Source organism: Leclercia adecarboxylata, from assembly GCF_035787115.1.
In the GTDB taxonomy this organism is placed as follows: Bacteria; Pseudomonadota; Gammaproteobacteria; order Enterobacterales; family Enterobacteriaceae; genus Enterobacter; species Enterobacter adecarboxylatus_E.
In genome coordinates this window covers 171,667-195,975 of record NZ_JALKTL010000004.1, presented here as the reverse complement: position 1 = coordinate 195,975, position 24,309 = coordinate 171,667, and the positions used below count along the sequence as shown (strand labels likewise).

Sequence of the window (24,309 nt, the reverse complement as noted above, 5' to 3'; positions counted from 1 at the left end):
ATCATTTATTACGGCGCAGTTTTATACAATGATATATTCATGGTGTCAATGAATGATAATAACGCTATGAAACTATTAGGGTTGCTCTGGAGAGGAGGCCGGGCACGCGCAGCGCCACCCGGCAGAAAGGCAGGTTAATCTAAATCAGCCCCGTTGCTGGCAATCACTTTCTTATACCACCAGAACGATTTTTTGCGTTTGCGATCGAGGGTGCCATTGCCGGCATCATCGCGATCGACATAGATAAAGCCGTAGCGCTTGCTCATCTCACCCGTGGAGGCAGCCACCAGATCGATACACCCCCAGTTGGTATAGCCGATAAGCGGAATACCGTCTTCAATGGCATCGCTCATCGCGCGAATATGCTCGCGCAGGTAGCTGATGCGATAGTCATCGTTGATCTCGCCGTTGGCGTCAATTTCATCTTTCGCACCGAGGCCATTCTCCACAAGAAACAGCGGCTTCTGGTAGCGGTCGTACATCATGTTCATGGTGATGCGCAGGCCCAGCGGATCGATGCCCCAGCCCCATTCGCTCACTTCGATGTGTGGGTTGCGCAGGGATTTAACGATATTGGCCGCGCTGGTGTTGTTGGCGTTCATGTCGGCCGAGGCGCAGCGCGAGGCGTAATAGCTGAACGAGACAAAATCGACGGTGTTTTTCAGCAGTTCGTCATCGCCCGGGTCTTTTACAATCACCACCCCTTTTTCACGGAACACGCGGGCAGAGTAGGCCGGGTAGCGGCCGCGGGCCTGGACGTCGATAAAGAACAGGTTCTCACGATCTTTTTCCAGCGCCGTCCACACGTCTTCCGGCTTGCAGGAGTATGGGTAGAAATTACCGCCCGCCAGCATGCAGCCGACCTGGTTTTGCGGATTGACCTCGTGGGCAATTTTGGTTGCCAGGGCGCTGGCCACCAGCTCATGGTGTGCCGCCTGATACTTCACCTGATCTTCGTTTTCACCTTCTTCAAACACCAGCCCGGCACCCGAGAAGGGGCTGTGCAGCATGATGTTGATCTCGTTAAAGGTGAGCCAGTATTTCACCAGCCCGTTGAACGCCTCGAAGCAGGTGCGCGCATAGCGGGCAAAGAAATCGACCATCTTACGGTTACGCCAGGAGCCGTATTCGGTAACCAGGTGCATCGGCACATCGAAGTGGCACAGGGTCACCAGCGGCTCGATGTTGTACTTCTTGCACTCCTCAAACACCGCGCGGTAAAAGGCAATCCCTTCTTTATTGGGCAGCGGCTCGTCGCCGTTCGGGTAGAGGCGGCTCCAGGCAATCGAGGTGCGGAATACCGTGAAGCCCATCTCGGCCATTAAGGCGATGTCTTCTTTATAGCGATGGTAAAAATCGATCGCCTCGTGGCTGGGATAGAACTCGTCGTCACGTAGCGAAAAGCGTTTTTCCTTGCCGACTTTCACCGCCAGGCGATTTGCGCCGTGGGGGATCATATCGACGGTGGTCAGGCCCTTGCCGCCTTCACGGTACGCGCCTTCGCTCTGGTTAGCGGCCAGTGCGCCGCCCCATAAAAATCCTTGTGGAAAAACAGACATTCTTACCTCGCTATAAATTTATGCTTGTGCTGCTTTGGCCTGAACCGGTGCGGATTGCAGCGCGCGCGCTTTTTCTGCTTCATCTTCTACCGGGATATCTTCAAAGCCCAGAATAAGGGTCAGCATGAAAGAGAGCACCACGGCCAGCGCCATCACCCCGAATACCCAGACGATGGACATCGGGTTGGCCGGGTCGAAGAACTGGACGCTGGTAAACAGGCCCGGTGCCGCCATCGAGTGGCTGGCCAGCCCGGCGATCCCGGCGACGGCTCCGCAGATAAAGCCGCTGATCAGGCTTGCAATAAGCGGCCGTTTCAGGCGAACGGCGACGCCGTACAGCGCCGGTTCAGAGATCCCGGCCATGATGGCGGAAGCCGCCGCCGCCAGCGCCGTCTGGCGCAGTTCCGGGTTTTTGGTTTTCCAGGCCACCGCCAGCGACGAACCGCCAAGAGAGAGGTTAGCGCCAATTTCAGACGGCATCACCATTCCCTCTTTGCCGGTCTCGGCAATGGTCTGAATGATGGTTGGCGTAAAGACGCGGTGCATCCCGGTCATCACCAGCAGCGGCCACAGCGCGCCCATGATGGCGACGGACAGCCAGCCCAGATAGCCGTGAATGGTGTAAACCAGCGCGGAGATAGCGCTACCGATCCAGATCCCCAGCGGCCCAATCAGGACGATGGCGAGCGGGGCGGCAATCAGCACGATCAGCATTGGCTTGAGGAAGTTTTTGGTCACGGCCGGGGTAATTTTGTCCACCCAGCGCTCGATATACGACAGGCACCAGGTCATCACCAGCGCCGGGATCACCGTGTAGGTGTACTTCACCGCGGTGACCGGCACAAACGCGAACTCAACGTGCTCGCCCTGCGCCGCTTTCGCCATCAGCTCGATAAAGCTCGGGTGCACCAGCACGCCGGCAATGGCGATGGCCAGCGACATGTTGGTTTTGAATTTCACGGCGGCAGAGGCGGCCACCATCAGCGGCAGGAAGAAGAACGCGCCATCGCCGATCACGGTCAGAATGGTCAGCGTCGGTTCGCCTTTGGTCAGCACGCCGGTCATCTCGAGGATCATCGCCAGCAGTTTGACCATCGATCCCCCGATGATCGCCGGGATCAGGGGGGACATGGTGCCGATCAGTGCATCAAGGATCCCGGCCCCAACGCGCCTGAGCGTAAGTTTTTGCGGCCCCTGCGGCGCGGCAGGCTGCAGGTCGGCGGGCAGCAGATTCACTACCTCGCGATAGGCCTGGGAAACGGTATTGCCGATGATGACCTGGCACTGGTTGTCGTTGCGCACGACGCCCAGCACGCCGCTGATGCTTTTTAGCGTCGCGCTGTCGATCAGGCTCTCGTCTTTCGCCACGAAGCGCAGTCGGGTCATGCAGTGGGTGACGGCGACGATGTTGTCTTTGCCACCGAGCGCGCTGACAACGGCGTTTGCCAGCGCAGCATAGTTTTTGGCCATCGGGTTGTATCCTGTTTTATCAGTAAGGTACGTCTTCATCGGAGTGAGCGATGAAACTTATATAGGAAACCGGTTCCACAAAATCATGAAGAGTTTCATTGGATCAAACAAGATGGATTTTTGGTCATTTTTTCGTTTCGTGATGGCGATCACCTGACGTATTAAAAAGCGTGCGCCAGACGCTGCGACAATTTTCCCGCAGTGCAGTACACTGCCGCTCACTGGATTAAGACGGAACAGATGCATGACCACGATGCTGGAAGTGGCGAAGCGGGCAGGGGTTTCGAAGGCGACGGTTTCCCGGGTGCTTTCGGGCAATGGCTACGTGAGCCAGGAGACAAAAGACCGGGTTTTTCAGGCGATTGAAGAGAGCGGTTACCGGCCCAATTTGCTGGCGCGTAACCTGGCGACCAGGCGCACGCAAACCCTTGGGCTGGTGGTGACCAACACCCTCTACCACGGAGTCTATTTCAGCGAGCTGCTGTTTCATGCGGCCAGAATGACCGAGGAGAAAGGGCGCCAGCTGATCCTTGCTGACGGTAAGCACAGCGCCGATGAAGAGCGCGAGGCAATTCAGTATCTGCTCGATATGCGCTGCGATGCGATTATCATCTACCCGCGTTTTCTCAGCGTCGATGAAATGGACGAGATCATCCAGAAGCACGAGCAGCCGGTAATCGTCCTCAACCGCCGTCTGCGTAAAAACAGCAGCCACTGCGTCTGGTCAGATCATAAAGCCTCCAGCCAGGCGGCAGTCTCGACCCTCATCGAACAGGGCCATCGCGACATCGCGTTTATTACCGGATCGCTGGACTCTCCCACCGGGATTGAACGTCTTTCCGGCTATAAAGACGCCCTTACTGCGCACCGCATTCCATTGCGTGAATCGCTGATTGTCGAGGGCAAATGGCATCCTGCCAGCGGCGCGGCAGGGGTGGCGACGCTGCTGGCACGCGACGCAACCTTTACCGCGCTGGTGGCGAGTAACGACGATATGGCGATTGGCGCCATCAAGCAGCTCCACGACAGCGGGGTCGCCGTGCCGCAGTCGGTTTCGGTGGTAGGTTTCGATGACATTGCAATGGCGCCGTACGTAGTGCCATCGCTCTCCAGCGTACGTGTGCCGGTGACGGAGATGGTGAAAGAGACCATCAGCCGCCTGATCTTTATGCTTGATGGCGGGGACTTCACCTTCCGTCAGACTTTTGCCGGGGAGCTAATTCTGCGCGACTCGGTGATCCCCGGGCCGCACCGCTGATTTATACGTCTGCCGGGGGCAGCCAGGCGCGGGTAAAATCGAGCCAGCCGCCCGCGGTCAGCACCATATCCTGCACATTTTCCAGAGCGTTGATCCGGTAGCGATAGTGGAATAGCGGCGTGCAGCGCCCCTCCGTCAGCAGACGTTGAAAAAAGGGCATCAGGTGCGCGTCAAAATGCGCTTCGCTGTCGCTGTTTTGCATCAGCTGCTGTTTCCCGGCTTCCCAGCCCGCCTCGCCCAGCGCCGTGGCCCAGGCGGGTTCATAGATAAACCACTCCGCCAGCGCAAACCCGGCCATGCCGGTCGCCAGATGATCCCCCAGCAGCAGATCGGCATCCGCCAGCGTATCGGGCGCATACCAGCCGTCGCGATCTTTCCAGTCGGTGTGCAGCTCGCAGCCACGCTGTTGCAGATGAACCCGCCATATCTCCGCCAGTTCGCGCAGTTCCGGCGTGTTGTAGCACACCAGCGTCAGCTGCGAGGGCAGCGCGATATCAGGCGGGGCGGGCAGGTCGGGCACCTGTAATCCCGGCAGAATTTCGGTGTGTGTTTGCAGATCTTCACGCCAGTCAAAGCACTGTTGGTTGAGGGTTAACAGGCTCTGGCGCAGATAAGCGGCAAGCGCGGCGGGCAGCTTCGCATTCACCATCAGCCATGCGAATCCACCGCTTGTGGAGGTGACCGCTTCCTGCGGCACGTTGCCTTTTCCCACCGTTATCCAGGCCGCTTTATCAGTTGCCATGCCGGTGCGCCAGAATTCAATGGCATGCAGCAGGGGATGGGCGGCAAAGTACCACGGCTGGCGCTCAAGGCGCAGAAAATGCGAGTGGTGACGGGCAATAGTAAAAGGCCCGGCGCCCACGTCAGCTTGCCGGGGATGCGGCAAACGACAGACAGGATGCGCGAGGCGATGCGCCAGCATGGCATCCGGTGCATGCAGGTAAACCGCCAGACACCAGGGGGCGACGAGCCTGACGGCGTCGATATGCATCAACCCGCTGTTGCGGGCCGGATCGCCCAGCAGCAGCTGCACCGCACTCAGAATATCGTCATCGCTTACCGGCTGGCCGTTATGCCAGTGTGCGCCGCTGCGCAGGTAAAAATGCCAGCGCAGGCCGTCGTCTGAGCAGGCCCAGTGGTGCGCCAGGTCGGCTACCGGCTGTGCCTGGCCCGGTTCATAACGGGTTAAACCGGCGTGTACCGCGCAGATAATATGCTGTTCGGCGCGCCGCCGGTGGCGGGCCGGATGCAGCGAGGTGAGCGGGCGGTACCAGGGAATGCGCAGCGTCGGCTGGTACTTGAGCCATTTGCCGCCGAGAAACGGCGTGATGATGTGATGCAGACTGGCCGGATCGCCGTCCGCCAGCTGTAACGCGCTCTGATAATCCCCTTTCTCCAGACAGGCATGCATCAGCGGGGCGCTGAGTTCGCTGGTGGTCACCAGACAGTGCAGGGTGGCGCGGTGCCCGCGTCCCGGCTGCGCACGCCAGCTTAACCAGCCGCTTTCAGCCAGCTGGCGGAGCAGCGTGCGCGCATGGCGCTCGCTGCACAGCGCCACTTCGGCGACCTCGGTGATGGTTGTGAGCTGTGGCGTAGAGCCGTAATGGGCTGAAAGGCGTTGATACTGGCGGATTTTCTGAAGCTGGCGCATAAGTTTGCCCGGGAAAATTAACTGCTCAGAGTGTAGGATTTTTTACGGAAGAAATAAGGGAGCGATATCGCAACTGTTCCGCTTTTATTCGCGAAATGGTGACCCTCTCTCCATCGACAGGAGAGAGGGAGGAGGGCTATGCCTCGAGTCGGGCCCGGATTTTAAGCGCGATGCTTTCAGCCTGCGGTCCCAGGATTACCTGGGCGTTCTGAGTGCCCATTTTCAGGATGCCTTTCGCGCCCAGCGCCTTCAGAGCTGGCTCATCGAGCACGCTGTTGTCGGCCAGGGTTAAACGCAGACGGGTGATACAGGCATCAACCAGCTTCAGGTTCTCTTTGCCCCCCAGCGCGCTGATGTACTGTGTAATGGCTTCACTCTGGTCGTCAGATTCACCCGCGACGCTGACATCATCTTCACGACCCGGTGTTTTCAGCCTGAAGAAGCGGATAGCGAAGCTGAAGACCACAAAATAGATCGCAAAGAACAGGGCAATCAGGGGGATCAAAATCCAGGGCTTAGTGGCAAGACCCCAGTTCAGGACGAAGTCGATCAGACCCGCTGAGAAGCCAAAGCCGTGCAGCACGCCGAGGCTGTTGACGATCACCATGCTCACGCCTGCGAGCACGGCATGCAGGGCATACAGCGCGGGGGCAAGGAACAGGAAAGAGAACTCAATCGGCTCGGTAATACCGGTAAGGAATGCGGTCAGGGCTACGGAAAGCAGCATCCCGCCCACCGCCGCGCGACGTGCTTTCGGTGCCGCAAAGTACATTGCCAGCGCCGCACCGGGCAGGCCGCCCATAAAGATTGGGTAAGCCCACGCCATGTATACCCCGGCATGCGGGTCGCCCGCAAAGAAGCGATTCAGGTCGCCGCGGGTGAGGTCGGCAGCAATCTGGGTAATGCTCGAGCCCTCTATACCCGGGACCGCGCCGCCCACCACCAGGCCTTTCACTACATCCGGTGCGAGGCAGATGTTATGCACGCTGCTGGCCGCATCATAGGTGACTTTCAGGCAGTCCCCGAGGCTGAACCAGAATACCGAATGCAGAATATAGTGCAGGCCGAAGGGGATTAACGCGCGGTTAAGGATGCCGTAAATAAACCAGCCTGGCTCACCGCTGCGGGAAACCATCAGGCTGAAGGTATCAATACCGTGCTGAACGGACGGCCAGACATAGCCGCAGATCCAGGCCAGCAGCAGGCAGATTAGCCCGGTCATGATCGGCACCAGACGCTTACCGGCAAAGAAGGCGAGGAAGTCGGGGAGTTTCGTATCGGAGAAGCGGTTATAGCAGTGACCCGCGACGATACCGGCGATGATCCCCGCGAAGAAGGACATATTAATCGATGAGTTGATGACCGCTGTGGCTTTAGTCAGTACCAGAAAACCGACGGCACCGGCCAGGGCGGCGGCCCCTGCGTTATCCTTCGCCAGGCCAATAGCAATACCGAGGGCAAACAGCAGGGGCAGGCTGTCAAATATTCCGCCACCCGCGCTGGCGATGAAGGGAATATTAAATACATCGGGTTGCCCCAGACGTAATAAAATAGCCGCCACGGGCAGGGTGGCGATAGGTAACATCAGGGCCTTGCCCAGTCTTTGCAAATAGCTAAATGCGTTCATGAGATAAATTCCGAAGAAGAGGCTTAATTCACGGCGAAAAATAACAGCTTTCCTCCCTCCTGAAAATAGAGGTGAATGAAAATGTGATGGAGGCTAAATTAAAATTTGGCGTTTATATTTGTTTTGTTAATATTTTTCTAAACAAGGATATCTTCAATGAATTGTTCCGGGTTTAAGGCATAAAAAAACGGCGTGCATGCCGTTTTTTTATTACTTTTTTTTATTGCTGAGGGGCATCATTAGCTCCTGAAGCCTTTGCGTGCGCTCCTGCGGGCTCAGGTAAAGCCAGCGAAATAAAATGCGCTCGCTACTCTGCACCTTTTTAAAGTAGTCAGAGAGGATGTTAATTTCTTTTCTGAAGTTTGCCATTTTCGTCTCCAGCTTAAGGATTCCTCAGTAGCGTAGAGCGAAATCAGGAAATAAAACAGGTTGCGGTTTTTAGTCTGTTCCCCATTTATTTTATTGCGGCTGAATAAGGGCCGATAAAATTACCGTATTTAAGTGTTGAATATTTACCTGATGAATGAACTGTATAAAAAAAGCCCCGGGGCACCGGGGCTGCGAAAGGCAAAATCGGACAGAAATACAACGAACAGATCAAGAGTTTGAGGGTTAAACGGGTAATGCTTTCAGCAGGGCGAAGGCCTCCTTCATCCGATCTTCACTGACCACGAAGGCGCGCAGGTTGCCGTCGCTGTCGGCCCCTTTCGCCACCATTCCCTGCGGGTCGATGGCGATCTGCCAGTTCAGATCCTGGCGCTGGGTTTCGCCTGCCAGATGCAGCGGCAGTTCCGGCGTTTTGACCTTCACCAGCATGGCGGGCAGTTTTAGCGGGGTATTGGCCCCGAGCAGATTTTTCGCCAGATACATGGCGCTTAACTGGATTGGTTGCAGGAACGGCAGTACCTGACCGTTAATTTCGGCGCAGTCGCCCAGAGCATAGATATCCGGCTGCGTGGTTTGCAGATAGCTGTCGACCTTCACGCCGCGATTCACTTCCGCCCCGGCCCGCTGGGCCAGCGCCGTTTCCGGGCGCAGGCCGGTGGCGGCAATCACCACATCCACCTCAACGCAGCGATCGCTGCTCAGCTGGGCGCGGATACCCTTGTCGGTTTGCGTCAGGCTTTGCAGCTGGGATTTCAGCTGCAGGTGCACGCCCATATCCGTCAGTCGATGTTGTAAGCGACTACTTACTTCGGCTGGCATCAGCGCCGACAGGATGCTGGCGGAGTGGTCAACCAGGGTGACCGCTTTCCCGGCGCGGCAAAAATCCATCGCCAGTTCGCTGCCGATAAGCCCCGCACCCACAATCATTACCCGTCTGGCATCACGCAGCGTGGATTCGCAGGCGCGGTACTCCATCTGGCTGTTCAGGGTCAGCATCAGCTCGCGCCCCGGCACCGGCGGTACAAAGGCCGAGGCGCCGGTAGCCAGCACCAGCTTGTCATAGGACCACTGTTGATCTTTGCCTTTTACCACGCGGGCGGCGGCATCGATGTCGGTGACCCAGGTATAAGGAAACAGGCGCAGATTAAACTGTTCGGCAAACTCCCCCGCCGTCTGGCGGGTGAGGTCGTCGGCATGCTGACTCTGGCTGATAACATGGCTTAAGTCTGGCTTGTTGTACTCATCCATGCTGTCCGCCGCGATCAGCGTCAGCGGAATGTTCGCATCCTGTTTACGGATGTTTTTCACCAGTTGGCGGGCGGCGAAGCCCGAGCCGATAATCACGATACCCTGGCTCATTTTGCCTCCGATGCCAGTTCGTCAAAGACGTCTTTACCGAGGGAACATTCCGGGCAGAGGAAGTTATCCGGCACGTCACTCCAGGGTGTGCCTGGTGCGACATCCTGCAGCGGTTCGCCAAGAGCTGGATCGTAGATCCACTGACAGACGCTGCACTGCATGCAGGGGCCGAGGTCGGCGGTGGTGTCTGTGCTGCTGGCGATCTCCGGCGCGTTTTCGGTGGCTTTCTCGCTGGCTTCAGGCAGCGGAGCGAGCGCCCACTGACGTGCAATGTCGCGGCCATGCTGACGACAGATTTCCAGCGCATCGAGATCCGGGCGCCATTTCGCCTTCAGGCTCATCGACATTTCAAAGCCCGCATCCTGCAGACGGGTGGAGAGGCGATCTACCGCGCCGCCGCTCCAGCCGTGGGAGCCAAAGGCGCTGGCACGTTTGTTACGGAACCGCAGGCCGGTCATCTCTTCCACCAGCCCGGCAATTTTCGGCATCATTACGTTGTTCATGGTGGAGGTACCCACCAGCACACCTTTGGAGCGGAAGACGTTGGTCAGGATGTCGTTTTTGTCGCTGCGCGCCACGTTGAAAATTTTCACCGCCACGTTCGGGTCAACTTCGTTGATGCCCTGGGCAATGGCGTCCGCCATCATGCGGGTGTTGTTGGACATGGTGTCGTAGAAAAGGGTGATGCGATCCTCCTGATAGTCGGCCGCCCATTTCAGGTACTGCTCGACGATCTGGGTTGGGTTATCGCGCCATACCACCCCGTGGGAAGTCGCAATCATATCCACCGGCAGGTTGAAGCCGAGGATTTCGGTAATTTTTGGCGTTACCAGGCGGCTGAACGGCGTCAGGATGTTGGCGTAGTAGCGCTGGCACTGCTCGTACAGCTCGGCCTGATCCACTTCGTCGTTAAACAGACGCTCGTCGCAGTAGTGCTGACCGAAGGCGTCGTTACTGAACAGTACCGCGTCGCCGGTCATGTAGGTCATCATGCTGTCCGGCCAGTGCAGCATGGGAGTCTCTACAAAGATCAGCTGCTTGCCGTTGCCGATATCCAGCGAGTCACCGGTTTTCACCACGTTGAAATTCCACTCGGGATGGTGGTGATGGCCGTTGATGGAGTCGATGGCGTTGGCGGTGCAGTAGATCGGGGTATCCGGGATGCAGGACATCAGTTCGGTCAGCGCCCCGGCGTGGTCCTCTTCCGCATGGTTAATGATGATGTAGTCGATATCGGCCAGGTCAATTTCACTGCGCAGGTTCTGCACGAATTCACGGCTGAATTTATGGTCGACGGTATCGATCAGGACGTTTTTCTCTTCCCGGATGAGATAGCTGTTGTAGCTGCTGCCGCGCAGCGTTTTATATTCCGTTCCGTGAAAATCACGTACTTCCCAGTCACGTTGACCAACCCAAAGAATGTTATTTTTAACCAGAATAGACATAGCAACCTCAACGTAATACAGCGAATTAAAAGAAAGATGTTTTGCTCATTGCAGGTTGCGTGCCAACTTTTTAACTGATTGATTTAAATGTAGTTTTAAAATATTACTCCCTGGTGGGTAGTCAATTTGACTGTCATTGTTATAGTCAATATGACAATATGCATTGTCAAAATGACAGCGAGGCGAAAATGAGTTTTTCCGTAGAGGTGCTGGCGAAAATCGCCATTGAATTGCAGAGCGGGATTGGCCATCAGGATCGCTTTCAGCGGCTCATCTCCACCCTGCGCCACGTGCTGGATTGTGATGCATCGGCGCTGCTGCGCTATGAAGGGCGGCAGTTTATTCCGCTGGCCATCGACGGGCTGGCGCAGGACGTGCTGGGGAGGCGCTTCACCCTTGAGGGGCACCCGCGGCTGGAGACCATCGCCCGTGCCGGGGACGTGGTGCGCTTCCCGGCCGACAGCGACCTGCCCGATCCTTACGACGGCTTAATCCCCGGTCAGGAGAGCCTGAAGGTACACGCCTGTATTGGGCTGCCGCTGTTTGCCGGGCAGAACCTGATTGGCGCGCTGACCCTCGACGGCATGTCGCCGGACCAGTTTGATACCTTCAGCGACGAAGAGCTCAGGCTGATTGCCGCGCTGGCCGCCGGGGCGCTGAATAATGCCCTGCTGATTGAGCAGCTGGAGAGCCAGAACAGCCTCTCCACCCGGCCGACGGGGTTTGAACAGGTGAAAAGCACCGGGATGATCGGCCTGTCGCCGGGCATGATGAGCCTGAAAAAAGAGATTGAGATCGTCGCCGCCTCCGACCTGAACGTGCTGATCGAGGGTGAAACCGGCACCGGGAAAGAGCTGGTGGCGAAAGCCATCCATGAGGCCTCCCCGCGGGCGGTAAATCCGCTGGTCTATCTCAACTGCGCCGCGCTGCCGGAAAGCGTGGCGGAGAGCGAGCTGTTTGGTCACGTCAAAGGGGCGTTTACCGGCGCCATCAGCAACCGCAGCGGCAAGTTTGAAATGGCCGATAACGGCACGCTGTTTCTGGATGAGATTGGCGAACTGTCGCTGGCGCTGCAGGCCAAGCTGCTGCGCGTGCTGCAGTATGGCGATATCCAGCGCGTGGGTGACGACCGCAGCCTGCGCGTCGACGTGCGGGTACTGGCGGCCACCAACCGCGATCTGCGCGAAGAGGTGCTGGCCGGGAATTTCCGCGCCGACCTGTTCCACCGCCTGAGCGTGTTTCCGCTTTCAGTGCCGCCGCTGCGCGAGCGTGGCGAAGATGTGGTCCTGCTGGCGGGTTATTTCTGCGAACAGTGCCGGTTACGGATGGGGTTATCCCGGGTAGTGTTAAGCCCCGGCGCCCGCGCGCATCTGCTCGGCTACGGCTGGCCGGGTAACGTACGTGAGCTGGAACATGCCATCCATCGTGCGGTGGTGCTGGCCCGGGCGGCGCGGCCAGGGGATGAGGTGGTGATCCACGCGCAGCACTTTGCCCTGCATGATGAGAGCGCGCCTGCGGTGATGCCGGAGACGCCGCTTATTGCCAGTCAGAACCTGCGCGATGCAACGGAAGAGTTTCAGCGTCAGATGATTTCCCGTGCGCTGGCGCAGAACGGCCGCAGCTGGGCGGCGAGCGCCCGGGCGCTGGAGATCGACGTCGCCAACCTGCACCGGCTGGCGAAACGTCTGGGTCTTAAAGGTTAGAGAATGCCGGCCTGGTAGAAATCCTGCAGGTTGATGGCGCCACACAGGCGGCCGCTGTTGTCCACCACCGGCGCGGCGGTGATTTTGCGCTTCATCAGCAGCTCTTTGGCTTCAATGGCGCGGCTTTCGGCATTGAGCGTCAGCCCGCCTGGGGTCATGGCGTGGCTGACGGCGATCTCCAGTTTGCCGCCGCCCACCAGCCAGCGACGCAGGTCGCCGTCGGTGAATACCCCTTTAACCAGATGGTCGTCATCGCAGACCGCCACCAGCCCCAGTCCGGTACGGCTCAGCTCCAGCATCGCGTCCATTACGCTGGTGTGCAGCTTCACCTGCGGGATGGCCTCGTCGGTGCGCATCAGGTGGTGTACTTTATTGAGCAAACGTGCCCCCAGCGCCCCTGCCGGGTGGGAGCGGGCAAAATCTTCTTCATTAAAGCCGCGCGCCTGCATGACGGCCATTGCCAGTGCATCGCCCATCATCAGGGTATTAACGGTACTGGAGGTGGGGGCCAGGTGCATCGGGCAGGCTTCGCGCTCCACTGAAATATCCAGCGTGGCCCTGGCGGCCAGCGCCAGCGGCGAGCGGGACTTACCGGTCATCGCCAGCAGCGCGACCGATTTTTCCTGCAGACGCGGCAGGATCAGATCCAGCTCTTTTGCCGAGCCGGAGTAGGAGATAAACAGCAGCACGTCGCGGCTTTCGATCATCCCCAGATCGCCGTGCAGCGCTTCAGCGGGATGCACAAAAAAGGCCGGGGTGCCGGTGCTGGCGAGGGTCGCGGCAATCTTCTTGCCGATATGCCCGGACTTGCCGATGCCCGAGACAATCACTTTACCTTCGCACTGAATAATGGTGCTTGCCGCCCGCACGAAATCTTCGCCCAGACGGTCCGGCAGGCGGCTGGCTTCCTGCAGTTCCAGCATCAGCGTCTGACGGCCCGCGTCTAACAGAAAATCACTCATCTTTTTCTCCGGTTACAATCACGTCGATTCCTTTCTCTTCCAGCGCTTTTTTAAACGCCGGATCGATGCCCGCGTCGGTGATCAGCTTATCGACGCTCTCCAGGCTACAGACAATATTGGGGCTTTTACGGCCAAACTTCGATGAGTCTGCCATCAGGATCACCTCCCGGGCGGCGTTGCACATCGCTTTGCTGACGCTGAACACTTCGTTAAAGGTGGTGACGCCCGCGTTGAGATCGATACCGTCGGTGCCCATAAACAGACGGTCGAAGCTGAAATGATCGAAAGCATTTTCTGCCAGCTGGCCATGAAACGAGGCTGATTTTTTACGGAAGGTCCCGCCGGGCATCAGGATGGTTTGTTCGTTGTCGAATTCTGACAGGGCGTTAACGATATGCAGACTGTTGGTCATTACCGTGATGTTATTGAAGCGGCTGAGCATCGGCACCATCTGCAGCACCGTACTTCCCGCATCGAGAATAATGGAGTCACCGTCGTGGATAAATTTTACCGCCGCGTCGGCAATCAACGCTTTCTGGTGGGTGTTGATCAGCGTCTTGTGATCGATAGGCGGATCGGCCTCGTCTTTATTCAGCACCACGCCGCCATAAGTACGGATCACCGCCCCGGAATTTTCCAGGATCACCAGGTCCTTGCGGATGGTGGTGCCGGTGGTGTCAAAGTAGTGGGCCAGATCCTCAACCGAGCATTTTCCCTGTTTTTGCAGATGGTCGAGTATGGCCGCCTGCCGCTGGCGGGGTTTCATAGGCGTTGAGTTCCTCAGGTTGCGAAATGATAATTTCGCAAGCTTACAGCGTTCACAACGAAATTATCCATGTTTCAATTTAAGCGCTAATGATAGTGCATCCTGACACAGTGAATCATTGGGAAAGATCACATCGGGCTTTAATTCCTGCCACGACAGGCCGTTAATTGCCTGGATTTTCGCCGGTCGGGCAAAGACCGTCAGCCCACGCATCATCAATGAGTCACAGACCCGGTGGTTATCATCCAGCGCAATGGCGACAATGACCCGCGGTTTGAAGCGCCCGCCTGAACGGCCCACGCCCACGCGGCCTTTCTGGCAAAGGGCGTCGAAGGCACGGTTAAAACGATGGATTTGCCAGCCGCCGAGCGCCAGCTGGCACAGCCAGGCGATAACGGCAACGGTGATTAATGCTGTAACCATATCAGCTCCTTGTTTTGTTCCCTCTCCCTGGGGGAGAGGGGTAGGGTGGGGGCAACAGACCGCTCGATCAGAACATCACCTGCCCGCCGGTGATATTGATTGACTGCCCGGTGCAATAAGAGGCTTTTGGACTGGCATAAAACAGCAGCATATTCAGCACATCCTGATAGTCGCAGCCGCGCTTCAGCGGCACTTTATCGATGTAATACTGCTCCACCTGATCTTCATTAATGCCAAGCTTGGTGGCGTACTGCGGCAGCAGGGACTGGAACATCGGCGACTTCAGCAGGTTGCCGAGCATCAGCGAATGCACGGTGATGCCGTACTCCGCCAGATCCAGCGCCAGGGACTGCGTCAGCCCCACGCCGCCGAACTTGGCCGCGCTGTAGCCGGAGTTGTGCTTGCTGCCCACCTTGCCGGATTTGGAGTTAATCTGAATGATGCGCCCGGCAATGCCGTCGCGGATCATCAGGCGCGAGAACTCCCGGGCACAGAGGAAATAGCCCACCAGGTTTACCTGCAAGGAGCGGTCGAAATCCCCCAGCTCTACGTCGCTGATAAACGCCGCTTTGGCGATCCCGGCGCTGTACACCAGCAGGTCGGTGCGGCCAAAAATCTCGTCTACGCCACGGGCGAGAGCCAGCACGCTCTGCTCGCCGGTGGCATCGGCACCAAAGCCCCAGGCCCGACCTTCACCAAACTCGGAGTTAATGGTGTCCGCGACGCGGGCGGCTTTCTCACTCTGAATATCGACCACCGCCACGCGGTAGCCTTCTGCGGCAAGCCCACGACAGAGGAACTCACCTAAGGTTTGTCCTCCACCAATGACAACGGCAACCTGACTCATATCTCTCTCCTTAATTACGCAACGAATTTTAACGTGCAGCCTGGGGTAACAGCCTGGGGAACCGGGCCATCCACATGTACCGTGCCGGGGTATTCCGCCCGCGGCTGGCCATCGAAACGCAGGGTAATGTGGCCCAGTTCGCGCAGGTTTTGTTCGGCTACGTCACCTACGGCGGTAACGGCATAGCGCGTCTCACCCAGTTCAAGATGGCTTCCGGCCTTTAGTTCGCCATTCAGTTCGCCGTGGCAGTGAATAAAACAAAATTCTTCGATATCCGCCGGCGCCCCTTCACGAAAGGTAATTAGCATCTGGTCGCTGAGCGCATCCGGGGCACTCTGGCCGATGCGGGTAATGGTGGTCTCGTAAATCACGGTCATGGGGTGTTCCTCTTATTGATAAATAAAGCCGGAGACGAACCAGGCGATCAGCGCCGTTGGCGCGCCGGTCAGAAAGCGGCTTACCAGCACCGAGGGCACGCCGACGCGCACGGTGTCCTGACGTGCTTCGGCCAGCGACAGTCCCACCGGGATAAAGTCGCAGGCGGCCTGGGCGTTAATGGCAAACAGCGCGGGCAGGGCGAGGTGCGGGGGAATATTGCCCAGCCCAATCTGCACGCCAATCAGGACGCCAATCACCTGGGCGATAACCGCCCCGGGGCCGAGGAACGGCGACAGCAGCGGGAAGGAGCAGATCAGCGCCAGGGTCACCAGACCCAGCGGATGGCTGGCCAGCGGGGCGAGGCCGTGGGCAATCCAGTCCCCCAGACCGGAGGCCATAATGATGCCGATCAGCGCGGAGACGAAGGCCATAAACGGCAGGATGGTTTTCAGCACCGTATCGATGGTGTCGCGCCCGGACTGGAACAGCACGGCAACCGCGGAGCCCATCCCCATGCCCACTTTGGCCAGCAGGCCATCGCTCTGCTCGGTGATCTTCTTGCTGGTGTCGTATTCGCGCGGCGCGCCCTTTTTCGCCGGGGCAACCCCATCAACCAGACTGATGTTCTCCTCTTTCACGCCAGAGACGTAAATGTCCTCCAGGATATGCTGTGCCAGCGGGCCGGATTTCCCCGTCGAATGAATGTTGACGGTGGGAATGCGCCGTTTCGGGTAGATGCCGCAGCGCAGGGTACCGCCGCAGTCGATCACCGCCACGCCGATTTCCGCCTCTGGCGGCTCGCCCTCTTTAAAACCGTCCACCGCTTCCCAGCCGGTGAGCTCGTGCAGTTTGTCGACAATGGCCGGTCGGGTACCTGCGGTGATATAGACGATCTTTTTCTCGCCGGTGGCGTCCAGCTCCAGCGGGCCGCCCCAGCCGCCCACGCCTTTTTCAATCCGGATACGGGTCATGCTGTCGCTCCCTTAAGCTGGACTTTCTGCTCAAGCTGAATACCCATTTTCTTTTCGAAAATGGCGGTGGTGAGATCGGTCACCCAGCCGCGGAAGAAGTTGGTCACAAGGCCGACCAGCAGATAGCTCACTGCCAGCGGGCCCAGCGGCAGGCCGAGGGTGGTCAGGCCGCTGGCGATCCCCAGATAGACGAACAGTTCGCCGGGATTGATGTGCGGAAACAGGCCGTTCATCGAGTGGCAGCTGTACGAGGCCGCCGCGTAGTAGCTCGGCTTGTAGCGCTCGGGCATAAAGCGTCCGAGACTCAGGGTCATAGGATTACAGAACACAAAAGTGCCGACGCAGGGCAGCAGCAGGTAGCGGGACAACGGATTTCCGGCGCAGCGCTGGGCCAGCCTTTCGATCCGGTGCTGGCCAATGAAATTGATCAGCGCATTCATGATCACCAGCAGGCTGATCAGCAGCGGCAGGATCCCGGTGACCATGCCGGTAAAGACCTCGCCACCTTTCTGAAACAGCCCAATAAACCACTCGGCGCCGTGGGTGATGGTTTCTATCATTATTTTCTCCTGTAGGGTGAGTTCATCTCTGACGGGCTAATAATAATCACTTTGAAAGGTATTAAAGTGTTAAACAGATCTCACAATGAAAGAAAAATAGATCATTTTGAAAGATAATGAGCGAAGTGAGGGTGATATGGTTGAGAGGAACACAAATTTGTCTTTGGGCAGCGTAAAGATTTTGCCGTGCGGGTTCGCATCTCTTCCTTGAGGTGTCCCGAATGCTTTACCATACTTGCCACTTATCGAATTCATGGAATGGATGTGTCATGTTCAAGCGTCGTTACGCAGCGCTGCTTCCTGCGCTTATTCTGCTTTCTGCCTGCAGTAGCAAACCGAAGACCGAAGAGGTCCAGCAAACGGCAGGCGTCCCTTCCGGCGGCTTCCTGCTGGAGCCCCAGCATAACGTGATGCAGATGGGGGGCGACTTTGCCAACAACCCTGCGGCACAACAGTTCATCGACAAGATGGTGAGTAAACACGGGTTTAACAAAGCCCAGCTGCAGGAGATCCTCTCCCAGGCGAAACGTCTGGATTATGTACTGCGACTGATGGATCGTCAGGCGCCAACCACCCAGCCACCGGCAGGGCCGAACGGCGCGTGGCTGCGCTATCGCAAGCAATTTATTACCCCTGACAACGTGCAAAATGGCGTGGCGTTCTGGAACCAGTATCAGGATGCGCTAACCCGCGCTCAGCAGGTTTATGGCGTACCGCCGGAGATTATCGTTGGGATCATCGGCGTGGAAACCCGCTGGGGCCGGGTGATGGGCAAAACCCGTATTCTTGATGCGCTGGCGACGCTCTCCTTTAACTACCCGCGTCGCGCGGAGTACTTCTCCTCTGAGCTGGAAACATTCCTGCTGATGGCGCGTGACGAGCAGGACGACCCGCTGGATCTGAAAGGCTCCTTTGCCGGCGCCATGGGTTACGGCCAGTTTATGCCGTCCTCGTATAAGCAGTATGCGGTCGATTTCAACGGGGACGGGCACATTAACCTGTGGGATCCTGAGGACGCGATTGGCAGCGTTGCCAACTACTTTAAAGAGCATGGCTGGACGCCAGGTCAGCCGGTCGCTGTGATGGCTAACGGCCAGGCGCCGGGTCTGGAAAACGGCTTTAAAACCCGCTACAGCGCGGCACAGCTGACCTCTGCCGGACTTACGCCGCAGCAGCCGCTGAGTGGTAATCAGCAGGTAAGCCTGCTGCGTCTGGATATCGGTACCGGCTATCAGTACTGGTACGGTCTGCCGAACTTCTACACCATTACCCGCTACAACCACAGCACGCACTATGCGATGGCGGTCTGGCAGCTGGGGCTGGCGGTATCCCAGGCGCGGGCATCTTCGCCGTTCAGTTAACGCACAGAAACCTGAGTAGCTGATGCTGCTCACGTTTAAACCCTGGCCGGATGGCCAGGGTATTTTTTCTGAAGCCCCCTCGTAAAACCTCCATCTCATCCTCATATCTACTGGCTAAAGTGCTATCTTGTGCTGCATGTTTTTCAGGAGACAAAACGAGATGACTGACCATGAATTGATGCAGCTCAGTGAGGCGGTAGGGCAGGTGCTGAAACAGCGCGGCGCGACGGTAACCACGGCTGAGTCCTGTACCGGCGGCTGGGTGGCGAAAGCTATTACCGATATCGCGGGCAGCTCCGCCTGGTTTGAGCGCGGTTTTGTCACCTACAGTAATGAAGCGAAATCGCAGATGATCGGCGTGCGTGAGCCCACGCTTATTGAGCATGGCGCGGTCAGCGAACCGGTGGTCATCGAGATGGCAATTGGCGCCTTGCGTGCCGCCCGTGCGGACTATGCTATCTCTATTAGCGGTATCGCCGGGCCGGACGGCGGCAGCGAAGAAAAGCCTGTCGGCACGGTCTGGTTTGGCTTTGCGACCGCTCAGGGTGAAGGCATTACCCGCCGGGAGTGCTTCAGCGGCGACCGTGAAAGCGTGCGCCGTCAGGCCACCGTTTATGCGTTAAAAACGCTCTGGCAACAATTTCTACAAAACACTTGATACTGTATGAGCATACAGTATAATTGCCCCAACAGAACAGAAATCCACGGTGAAGCGCAGTTGTTTCACCCGGCATGAGAGGAAAAAATGGCTATCGACGAAAACAAACAGAAAGCGTTGGCGGCAGCACTGGGCCAGATCGAAAAGCAATTCGGTAAAGGTTCCATCATGCGCCTGGGTGAAGATCGTTCCATGGATGTAGAAACTATCTCCACCGGTTCGCTTTCTCTGGATATTGCACTGGGTGCTGGCGGCCTGCCAATGGGTCGTATCGTAGAAATCTACGGGCCAGAATCCTCCGGTAAAACCACCCTGACGTTACAGGTTGTGGCCGCTGCTCAGCGTGAAGGTAAAACCTGTGCCTTTATTGACGCAGAGCACGCGCTGGATCCGGTCTACGCACGTAAGCTGGGCGTGGATATCGACAACCTGCTGTGTTCTCAGCCGGATACCGGTGAGCAGGCGCTTGAAATCTGTGACGCACTGGCACGCTCCGGCGCCGTTGACGTGATTATCGTCGACTCCGTTGCCGCGCTGACTCCGAAAGCAGAAATCGAAGGCGAAATCGGTGACTCTCACATGGGCCTCGCGGCACGTATGATGAGCCAGGCGATGCGTAAGCTGGCCGGTAACCTGAAGCAGTCCAACACGCTGCTGATCTTCATTAACCAGATCCGTATGAAGATTGGTGTGATGTTCGGTAACCCGGAGACCACTACCGGCGGTAATGCGCTGAAATTCTACGCCTCCGTGCGTCTGGATATCCGCCGTATCGGTGCCGTAAAAGACGGCGAGAACGTAGTGGGTAGCGAAACCCGCGTGAAGGTAGTGAAGAACAAAATCGCTGCACCGTTTAAGCAGGCTGAATTCCAGATCCTTTACGGCGAAGGTATCAACTTCTACGGTGAGCTGGTTGACCTGGGCGTGAAAGAGAAGCTGATTGAAAAAGCGGGCGCCTGGTATAGCTACAACGGCGATAAGATTGGTCAGGGTAAAGCGAACGCTATCTCCTGGCTGAAAGAGAACCCGGCGGCAGCCAAAGAGATCGAGAAGAAAATTCGCGAACTCCTGCTGAGCAATCAGGATTCTAAACCGCAGTTCGCGGTTGATGGCGAAGACGTTGAAGAAACCAACGAAGACTTCTGATAATCGAGTGTAATAAAAAAGGTCGCTTAGAGCGGCCTTTTTGCTTTTGTACTGCAGCAGGTTTACTTATGAATGAATCCACAGCACGTCGTCCTGCCTATGCCCGCCTGTTGGATCGGGCGGTACGTATTCTTGCCGTCCGTGACCACAGCGAACAGGAGTTGCGTCGCAAACTCTCCGCGCCCGTTATGAGTAAAAACGGACCAGAAGCCATCGATGCGACGGAAGAAGATTATGATAAGGTGATCGCCTGGTGCTATGAACACGGCTATCTCGATGATGCCCGTTTCGTCTCGCGCTTTATTGCCAGCCGCAGCCGAAAAGGGTATGGCCCGGCGCGTATCCGCCAGGAGCTTAATCAGAAGGGAATCGCGCGCGAAACCAGCGAAAAGGCAATGCGTGAATGCGATATCGACTGGTGCGAGCTGGCGAGGGAACAGGCGGTGCGGAAATACGGCGAACCGCTGCCGCGCGAGTTTTCAGAAAAAGTTAAAATCCAGCGATTTTTGCTCTACCGCGGCTTTCTGATGGAGGATATTCAGGATATCTGGCGTAATTTTACTGATTGAACGCATGCGGGATTTTACTTCCCACTAAAGAAAACTTATCTTATTCCCACTTTTTTCAGTAGCTGGTCCGTTCAACATCGGTTGTGTTGTGACCTGCTGTGACATTTCGTTAGCTTGATTTCAGGATAATTATGAGCAAGAGCACCGCTGAGATCCGACAGGCGTTTCTCGATTTTTTCCATAGTAAGGGACATCAGGTTGTTGCCAGCAGCTCCCTGGTACCGAACAACGATCCAACTTTACTGTTTACCAACGCCGGGATGAACCAGTTCAAGGATGTCTTCCTTGGTCTCGACAAGCGTAATTATTCCCGCGCGACCACCTCGCAGCGTTGCGTGCGGGCGGGCGGTAAACATAACGATCTGGAAAACGTCGGTTACACTGCACGTCACCACACTTTCTTCGAGATGCTGGGTAACTTCAGCTTCGGCGACTATTTCAAAAATGATGCTATTCAGTACGCATGGGAACTGCTGACCGGTGCAAACTGGTTTAACCTGCCGAAAGAGCGTCTGTGGGTTACCGTCTACGAAACCGACGACGAAGCCTATGAAATTTGGGAAAAAGAAGTGGGTATCCCGCGCGAACGTATTATTCGCATCGGCGATAACAAAGGCGCACCTTATGCGTCTGACAACTTCTGGCAGATGGGCGACACCGGCCCATGCGGTCCATGTACCGAAATTTTCTACGATCATGGCGATCACATCTGGGGCGGCCCTCCGGGTAGCGCAGAAGAAGACGGCGACCGTTATATCGAAATCTGGAATATCGTCTTCATGCAGTTTAACCGTCAGATCGACGGCACCATGGAGCCGCTGCCGAAGCCATCCGTAGATACCGGTATGGGCCTGGAGCGTATTGCCGCGGTACTGCAACACGTTAACTCCAACTACGACATCGATCTGTTCAGCAATCTGATTAAGTCCGTTGCCGAAGTGACTGGCGCGACTGACCTGAGCAACAAATCCCTGCGCGTCATTGCGGACCACATCCGCTCCTGTGCGTTCCTGATTGCTGACGGCGTGATCCCCTCGAATGAAAACCGCGGCTACGTGCTGCGTCGTATCATCCGTCGCGCTATCCGCCATGGCAACATGCTGGGCGCAAAAGACACCTTCTTCTATAAGCTGGTGGGGCCGCTGATTGACGTCATGGGCGCTGCCGGTGAAGAACTGAAGCGCCAGCAGGCGCAGGTTGAACAGGTTCTGAAAACCGAAGAAGAGCAGTTTGCACGTACTCTGGAGCGTGGCCTGACCCTGTTGGACGACGAGCTGGCGAAGCTGAAAGGCGATACCCTGGATGGCGAAACCGCCTTCCGTCTGTACGACACCTATGGTTTCCCGGTTGACCTGACGGCTGACGTTTGCCGCGAGCGTAACATCAAAGTTGACGAAGCGGGCTTCGAAGCAGCAATGGAAGAACAGCGCCGCCGTGCGCGTGAATCCAGCGGTTTTGGTGCCGACTACAACGCCATGATCCGCGTTGAGGGCAGCAGCGAATTCGAAGGCTACGAACATCTGGAAACCAACGGTAACGTGACAGCGCTGTTCGTTGACGGCAAAGCCGTGGACAGCATCAGCGCGGGTCAGACTGCTGTTGTGGTTATGGACAAGACACCGTTCTACGCAGAATCTGGCGGCCAGGTTGGCGATAAAGGCGAGCTGAAAGGCAATGGCTTCAGCTTTGCGGTAAGCGACACGCAGAAATACGGCCAGGCGATTGGTCACCAGGGTACGCTGGTATCCGGTGAACTGAAAGTGGGTGATGGCGTTCAGGCTACCGTTGATGAAGCGCGCCGCGCACGTATTCGTCTGAACCACTCCGCGACGCACCTGATGCACGCCGCGCTGCGCCAGGTTCTGGGCACGCATGTTGCGCAGAAAGGCTCGCTGGTAAACGACAAAGTGCTGCGTTTCGACTTCTCGCATTTTGAAGCGATGAAACCGACAGAGATTCGTGCGGTTGAAGATCTGGTGAACGCCCAGATCCGTCGTAACCTGCCGATTGAAACCAACATCATGGATCTCGAGGCGGCGAAAGACAAAGGCGCAATGGCGCTGTTCGGCGAGAAGTATGACGAGCGTGTTCGTGTGCTGAGCATGGGTGATTTCTCCACCGAGCTGTGTGGCGGTACGCACGCTAGCCGTACAGGCGATATCGGCCTGTTCCGCATTCTGTCCGAATCTGGTACGGCGGCAGGCGTTCGTCGTATCGAAGCGGTCACCGGTGAAGGTGCAATCGCCAGCCTGCATGCTGAGAGCGATCAGCTCCACGACATCGCGCAACTGCTGAAGGGCGACAGCCAGAACCTGGGTGAGAAAGTGCGCAGCGTAATGGAGCGTACTCGTCTGCTGGAAAAAGAGTTGCAGCAGCTGAAAGAGCAGGCTGCGGTTGCCGAGAGCGCAAACCTCTCCAGCAAAGCGGTTGAAATTAATGGCGTCAAGCTGCTGGTCAGCGAGCTGGCGGGCGTTGAGCCGAAAATGCTTCGTACCATGGTCGACGATCTGAAGAACCAGCTTGGTTCAGCAGTCATTGTTCTGGCAACGGTAGCAGAAGGTAAGGTTTCTCTGATTGCGGGCGTATCTAAGGACGTGATCGACCGCGTGAAAGCTGGGGAACTGATTGGTATGGTCGCTCAGCAAGTGGGCGGTAAAGGCGGTGGACGTCCTGACATGGCGCAAGCCGGTGGTACGGATGCAGCAGCCCTCCCGGCAGCACTGGCCAGTGTAGAAAGCTGGGTAAGTTCGAAACTGTAATAATTACAAAGCGTACTCAGACGCCATAACGACAACGTTATGGCGTTCTGCACTCTACGCTATCGATAATGATAAAGTCAGGTTGAGTTTGTGTATATCGGCTAAACTTACGTTTAACAGATTGTGATGCCGTGACTACCTACACATTACGTGTTTGTCATCGCTTACTTTTTGACGTTATATGATGGATAATGCCGGGATACAAGAGACCCGACTCTTTTAATCTTTCAAGGAGCAAAGAATGCTGATTCTGACTCGTCGAGTTGGTGAGACCCTCATGATTGGGGATGAGGTCACCGTGACAGTTTTAGGGGTAAAAGGCAACCAGGTACGTATTGGTGTGAACGCCCCTAAAGAAGTCTCTGTTCATCGTGAAGAGATCTACCAGCGTATCCAGGCTGAAAAATCCCAGCAGTCCAGTTACTGATATTATCGCGTCTCGCTGTCTGG

Annotated in this window: 21 protein-coding genes; 8 read left to right on the top strand and 13 right to left on the bottom strand. The window is 56.9% G+C overall.

Annotated elements, in window-relative coordinates:
• Nucleotides 1–134 precede the first annotated feature (134 nt).
• Both MXM41_RS14795 and ascF read right to left on the bottom strand, forming a co-directional pair.
• Nucleotides 135–1,559, bottom strand: a complete 1,425-nt coding sequence (locus MXM41_RS14795) for a 6-phospho-beta-glucosidase (protein ID WP_325932744.1) — start codon at nt 1,557–1,559, stop codon at nt 135–137.
• Between the two features lie 18 nt (nt 1,560–1,577).
• Nucleotides 1,578–3,029: a PTS cellobiose/arbutin/salicin transporter subunit IIBC gene (gene ascF / locus MXM41_RS14790; protein ID WP_325932743.1), complete on the bottom strand. Its 1,452-nt coding sequence runs from the start codon at nt 3,027–3,029 to the stop codon at nt 1,578–1,580.
• A 244-nt stretch (nt 3,030–3,273) separates the two neighbouring features.
• Here ascF and MXM41_RS14785 point away from each other — a divergent pair, with 244 nt between their 5' ends.
• Nucleotides 3,274–4,287, top strand: a complete 1,014-nt coding sequence (locus tag MXM41_RS14785) for a LacI family DNA-binding transcriptional regulator (protein ID WP_325932741.1) — start codon at nt 3,274–3,276, stop codon at nt 4,285–4,287.
• A 1-nt stretch (nt 4,288) separates the two neighbouring features.
• Here MXM41_RS14785 and MXM41_RS14780 read toward each other — a convergent pair whose 3' ends face one another.
• The 4 genes from MXM41_RS14780 to norV all read right to left on the bottom strand — a co-directional run bounded on the left by MXM41_RS14780 (nt 4,289) and on the right by norV (nt 10,756).
• Nucleotides 4,289–5,938: an SgrR family transcriptional regulator gene (locus MXM41_RS14780; RefSeq protein WP_325932740.1), complete on the bottom strand. Its 1,650-nt coding sequence runs from the start codon at nt 5,936–5,938 to the stop codon at nt 4,289–4,291.
• A 136-nt stretch (nt 5,939–6,074) separates the two neighbouring features.
• Nucleotides 6,075–7,565 (bottom strand): N-acetylglucosamine-specific PTS transporter subunit IIBC, encoded by a 1,491-nt coding sequence (gene nagE, locus MXM41_RS14775; protein WP_325932739.1) that lies wholly within the window; start codon nt 7,563–7,565, stop codon nt 6,075–6,077.
• A 612-nt stretch (nt 7,566–8,177) separates the two neighbouring features.
• A complete protein-coding gene (norW, locus tag MXM41_RS14770; RefSeq protein WP_325932738.1) occupies nt 8,178–9,311 on the bottom strand; it encodes an NADH:flavorubredoxin reductase NorW in 1,134 nt (377 codons plus the stop codon).
• On the bottom strand, nt 9,308–10,756 hold the full coding sequence (gene norV, locus MXM41_RS14765) for an anaerobic nitric oxide reductase flavorubredoxin (RefSeq protein ID WP_325932737.1): 1,449 nt from the start codon (nt 10,754–10,756) through the stop codon (nt 9,308–9,310). The genes norW and norV overlap by 4 nt, the downstream gene beginning before the upstream one ends.
• A 188-nt stretch (nt 10,757–10,944) precedes the next feature.
• Here norV and norR point away from each other — a divergent pair, with 188 nt between their 5' ends.
• Nucleotides 10,945–12,459, top strand: coding sequence for a nitric oxide reductase transcriptional regulator NorR (gene norR, locus MXM41_RS14760; RefSeq protein WP_325932736.1), 1,515 nt, complete (start codon nt 10,945–10,947; stop codon nt 12,457–12,459).
• Here norR and gutQ read toward each other — a convergent pair.
• The 7 genes from gutQ to srlA form a co-directional block, all read right to left on the bottom strand.
• Complete coding sequence (gene gutQ, locus MXM41_RS14755; RefSeq protein WP_325932735.1) at nt 12,456–13,421, bottom strand: arabinose-5-phosphate isomerase GutQ; 966 nt, start codon at nt 13,419–13,421, stop codon at nt 12,456–12,458. The genes norR and gutQ overlap by 4 nt on opposite strands.
• Nucleotides 13,414–14,187, bottom strand: a complete 774-nt coding sequence (srlR, locus tag MXM41_RS14750; RefSeq protein ID WP_325932734.1) for a glucitol operon DNA-binding transcriptional repressor SrlR — start codon at nt 14,185–14,187, stop codon at nt 13,414–13,416. Before srlR ends, gutQ begins: the two co-directional genes overlap by 8 nt.
• A 63-nt stretch (nt 14,188–14,250) precedes the next feature.
• On the bottom strand, nt 14,251–14,610 hold the full coding sequence (gene gutM, locus MXM41_RS14745) for a transcriptional regulator GutM (protein ID WP_325932733.1): 360 nt from the start codon (nt 14,608–14,610) through the stop codon (nt 14,251–14,253).
• Between the two features lie 67 nt (nt 14,611–14,677).
• A complete protein-coding gene (srlD, locus tag MXM41_RS14740; RefSeq protein ID WP_325932732.1) occupies nt 14,678–15,457 on the bottom strand; it encodes a sorbitol-6-phosphate dehydrogenase in 780 nt (259 codons plus the stop codon).
• Between the two features lie 14 nt (nt 15,458–15,471).
• On the bottom strand, nt 15,472–15,834 hold the full coding sequence (srlB, locus tag MXM41_RS14735) for a PTS glucitol/sorbitol transporter subunit IIA (protein WP_325932730.1): 363 nt from the start codon (nt 15,832–15,834) through the stop codon (nt 15,472–15,474).
• Between the two features lie 12 nt (nt 15,835–15,846).
• Nucleotides 15,847–16,806, bottom strand: a complete 960-nt coding sequence (locus tag MXM41_RS14730) for a PTS glucitol/sorbitol transporter subunit IIB (RefSeq protein WP_325932729.1) — start codon at nt 16,804–16,806, stop codon at nt 15,847–15,849.
• Nucleotides 16,803–17,366 carry a PTS glucitol/sorbitol transporter subunit IIC gene (gene srlA, locus MXM41_RS14725; RefSeq protein WP_325932728.1) on the bottom strand — a complete coding sequence of 188 codons (564 nt, stop codon included), beginning with the start codon at nt 17,364–17,366 and terminating at the stop codon, nt 16,803–16,805. Before srlA ends, MXM41_RS14730 begins: the two co-directional genes overlap by 4 nt.
• A 269-nt stretch (nt 17,367–17,635) precedes the next feature.
• On the opposite strand from srlA, the gene mltB reads away from it, so the two are divergent.
• The 6 genes from mltB (at nt 17,636) to csrA (ending at nt 24,286) form a co-directional block, all read left to right on the top strand.
• Complete coding sequence (gene mltB / locus MXM41_RS14720; RefSeq protein WP_325932727.1) at nt 17,636–18,727, top strand: lytic murein transglycosylase B; 1,092 nt, start codon at nt 17,636–17,638, stop codon at nt 18,725–18,727.
• Nucleotides 18,728–18,887: 160 nt separating this feature from the next.
• Nucleotides 18,888–19,385 carry a nicotinamide-nucleotide amidase gene (gene pncC / locus MXM41_RS14715; RefSeq protein WP_325932726.1) on the top strand — a complete coding sequence of 166 codons (498 nt, stop codon included), beginning with the start codon at nt 18,888–18,890 and terminating at the stop codon, nt 19,383–19,385.
• Nucleotides 19,386–19,472: 87 nt separating this feature from the next.
• Nucleotides 19,473–20,531 carry a recombinase RecA gene (gene recA / locus MXM41_RS14710; RefSeq protein ID WP_325932725.1) on the top strand — a complete coding sequence of 353 codons (1,059 nt, stop codon included), beginning with the start codon at nt 19,473–19,475 and terminating at the stop codon, nt 20,529–20,531.
• A 68-nt stretch (nt 20,532–20,599) separates the two neighbouring features.
• Nucleotides 20,600–21,100 carry a recombination regulator RecX gene (recX, locus tag MXM41_RS14705; protein WP_325932724.1) on the top strand — a complete coding sequence of 167 codons (501 nt, stop codon included), beginning with the start codon at nt 20,600–20,602 and terminating at the stop codon, nt 21,098–21,100.
• A 131-nt stretch (nt 21,101–21,231) separates the two neighbouring features.
• Nucleotides 21,232–23,859 carry an alanine--tRNA ligase gene (alaS, locus tag MXM41_RS14700; protein ID WP_325932723.1) on the top strand — a complete coding sequence of 876 codons (2,628 nt, stop codon included), beginning with the start codon at nt 21,232–21,234 and terminating at the stop codon, nt 23,857–23,859.
• Between the two features lie 241 nt (nt 23,860–24,100).
• Nucleotides 24,101–24,286 (top strand): carbon storage regulator CsrA, encoded by a 186-nt coding sequence (csrA, locus tag MXM41_RS14695; RefSeq protein WP_000906486.1) that lies wholly within the window; start codon nt 24,101–24,103, stop codon nt 24,284–24,286.
• Nucleotides 24,287–24,309: the final 23 nt, after the last annotated feature.

Bases quoted from the DNA above. Each gene is read 5' to 3' on its own strand.
- MXM41_RS14795 (WP_325932744.1), bottom strand. From the start codon at position 1,559: ATGTCTGTTTTTCCACAAGGATTTTTATGGGGCGGCGCACTGGCCGCT.
- ascF (WP_325932743.1), bottom strand. From the start codon at position 3,029: ATGGCCAAAAACTATGCTGCGCTGGCAAACGCCGTTGTCAGCGCGCTC.
- MXM41_RS14785 (WP_325932741.1), top strand. From the start codon at position 3,274: ATGACCACGATGCTGGAAGTGGCGAAGCGGGCAGGGGTTTCGAAGGCG.
- MXM41_RS14780 (WP_325932740.1), bottom strand. From the start codon at position 5,938: ATGCGCCAGCTTCAGAAAATCCGCCAGTATCAACGCCTTTCAGCCCAT.
- nagE (WP_325932739.1), bottom strand. From the start codon at position 7,565: ATGAACGCATTTAGCTATTTGCAAAGACTGGGCAAGGCCCTGATGTTA.
- norW (WP_325932738.1), bottom strand. From the start codon at position 9,311: ATGAGCCAGGGTATCGTGATTATCGGCTCGGGCTTCGCCGCCCGCCAA.
- norV (WP_325932737.1), bottom strand. From the start codon at position 10,756: ATGTCTATTCTGGTTAAAAATAACATTCTTTGGGTTGGTCAACGTGAC.
- norR (WP_325932736.1), top strand. From the start codon at position 10,945: ATGAGTTTTTCCGTAGAGGTGCTGGCGAAAATCGCCATTGAATTGCAG.
- gutQ (WP_325932735.1), bottom strand. From the start codon at position 13,421: ATGAGTGATTTTCTGTTAGACGCGGGCCGTCAGACGCTGATGCTGGAA.
- srlR (WP_325932734.1), bottom strand. From the start codon at position 14,187: ATGAAACCCCGCCAGCGGCAGGCGGCCATACTCGACCATCTGCAAAAA.
- gutM (WP_325932733.1), bottom strand. From the start codon at position 14,610: ATGGTTACAGCATTAATCACCGTTGCCGTTATCGCCTGGCTGTGCCAG.
- srlD (WP_325932732.1), bottom strand. From the start codon at position 15,457: ATGAGTCAGGTTGCCGTTGTCATTGGTGGAGGACAAACCTTAGGTGAG.
- srlB (WP_325932730.1), bottom strand. From the start codon at position 15,834: ATGACCGTGATTTACGAGACCACCATTACCCGCATCGGCCAGAGTGCC.
- MXM41_RS14730 (WP_325932729.1), bottom strand. From the start codon at position 16,806: ATGACCCGTATCCGGATTGAAAAAGGCGTGGGCGGCTGGGGCGGCCCG.
- srlA (WP_325932728.1), bottom strand. From the start codon at position 17,366: ATGATAGAAACCATCACCCACGGCGCCGAGTGGTTTATTGGGCTGTTT.
- mltB (WP_325932727.1), top strand. From the start codon at position 17,636: ATGTTCAAGCGTCGTTACGCAGCGCTGCTTCCTGCGCTTATTCTGCTT.
- pncC (WP_325932726.1), top strand. From the start codon at position 18,888: ATGACTGACCATGAATTGATGCAGCTCAGTGAGGCGGTAGGGCAGGTG.
- recA (WP_325932725.1), top strand. From the start codon at position 19,473: ATGGCTATCGACGAAAACAAACAGAAAGCGTTGGCGGCAGCACTGGGC.
- recX (WP_325932724.1), top strand. From the start codon at position 20,600: ATGAATGAATCCACAGCACGTCGTCCTGCCTATGCCCGCCTGTTGGAT.
- alaS (WP_325932723.1), top strand. From the start codon at position 21,232: ATGAGCAAGAGCACCGCTGAGATCCGACAGGCGTTTCTCGATTTTTTC.
- csrA (WP_000906486.1), top strand. From the start codon at position 24,101: ATGCTGATTCTGACTCGTCGAGTTGGTGAGACCCTCATGATTGGGGAT.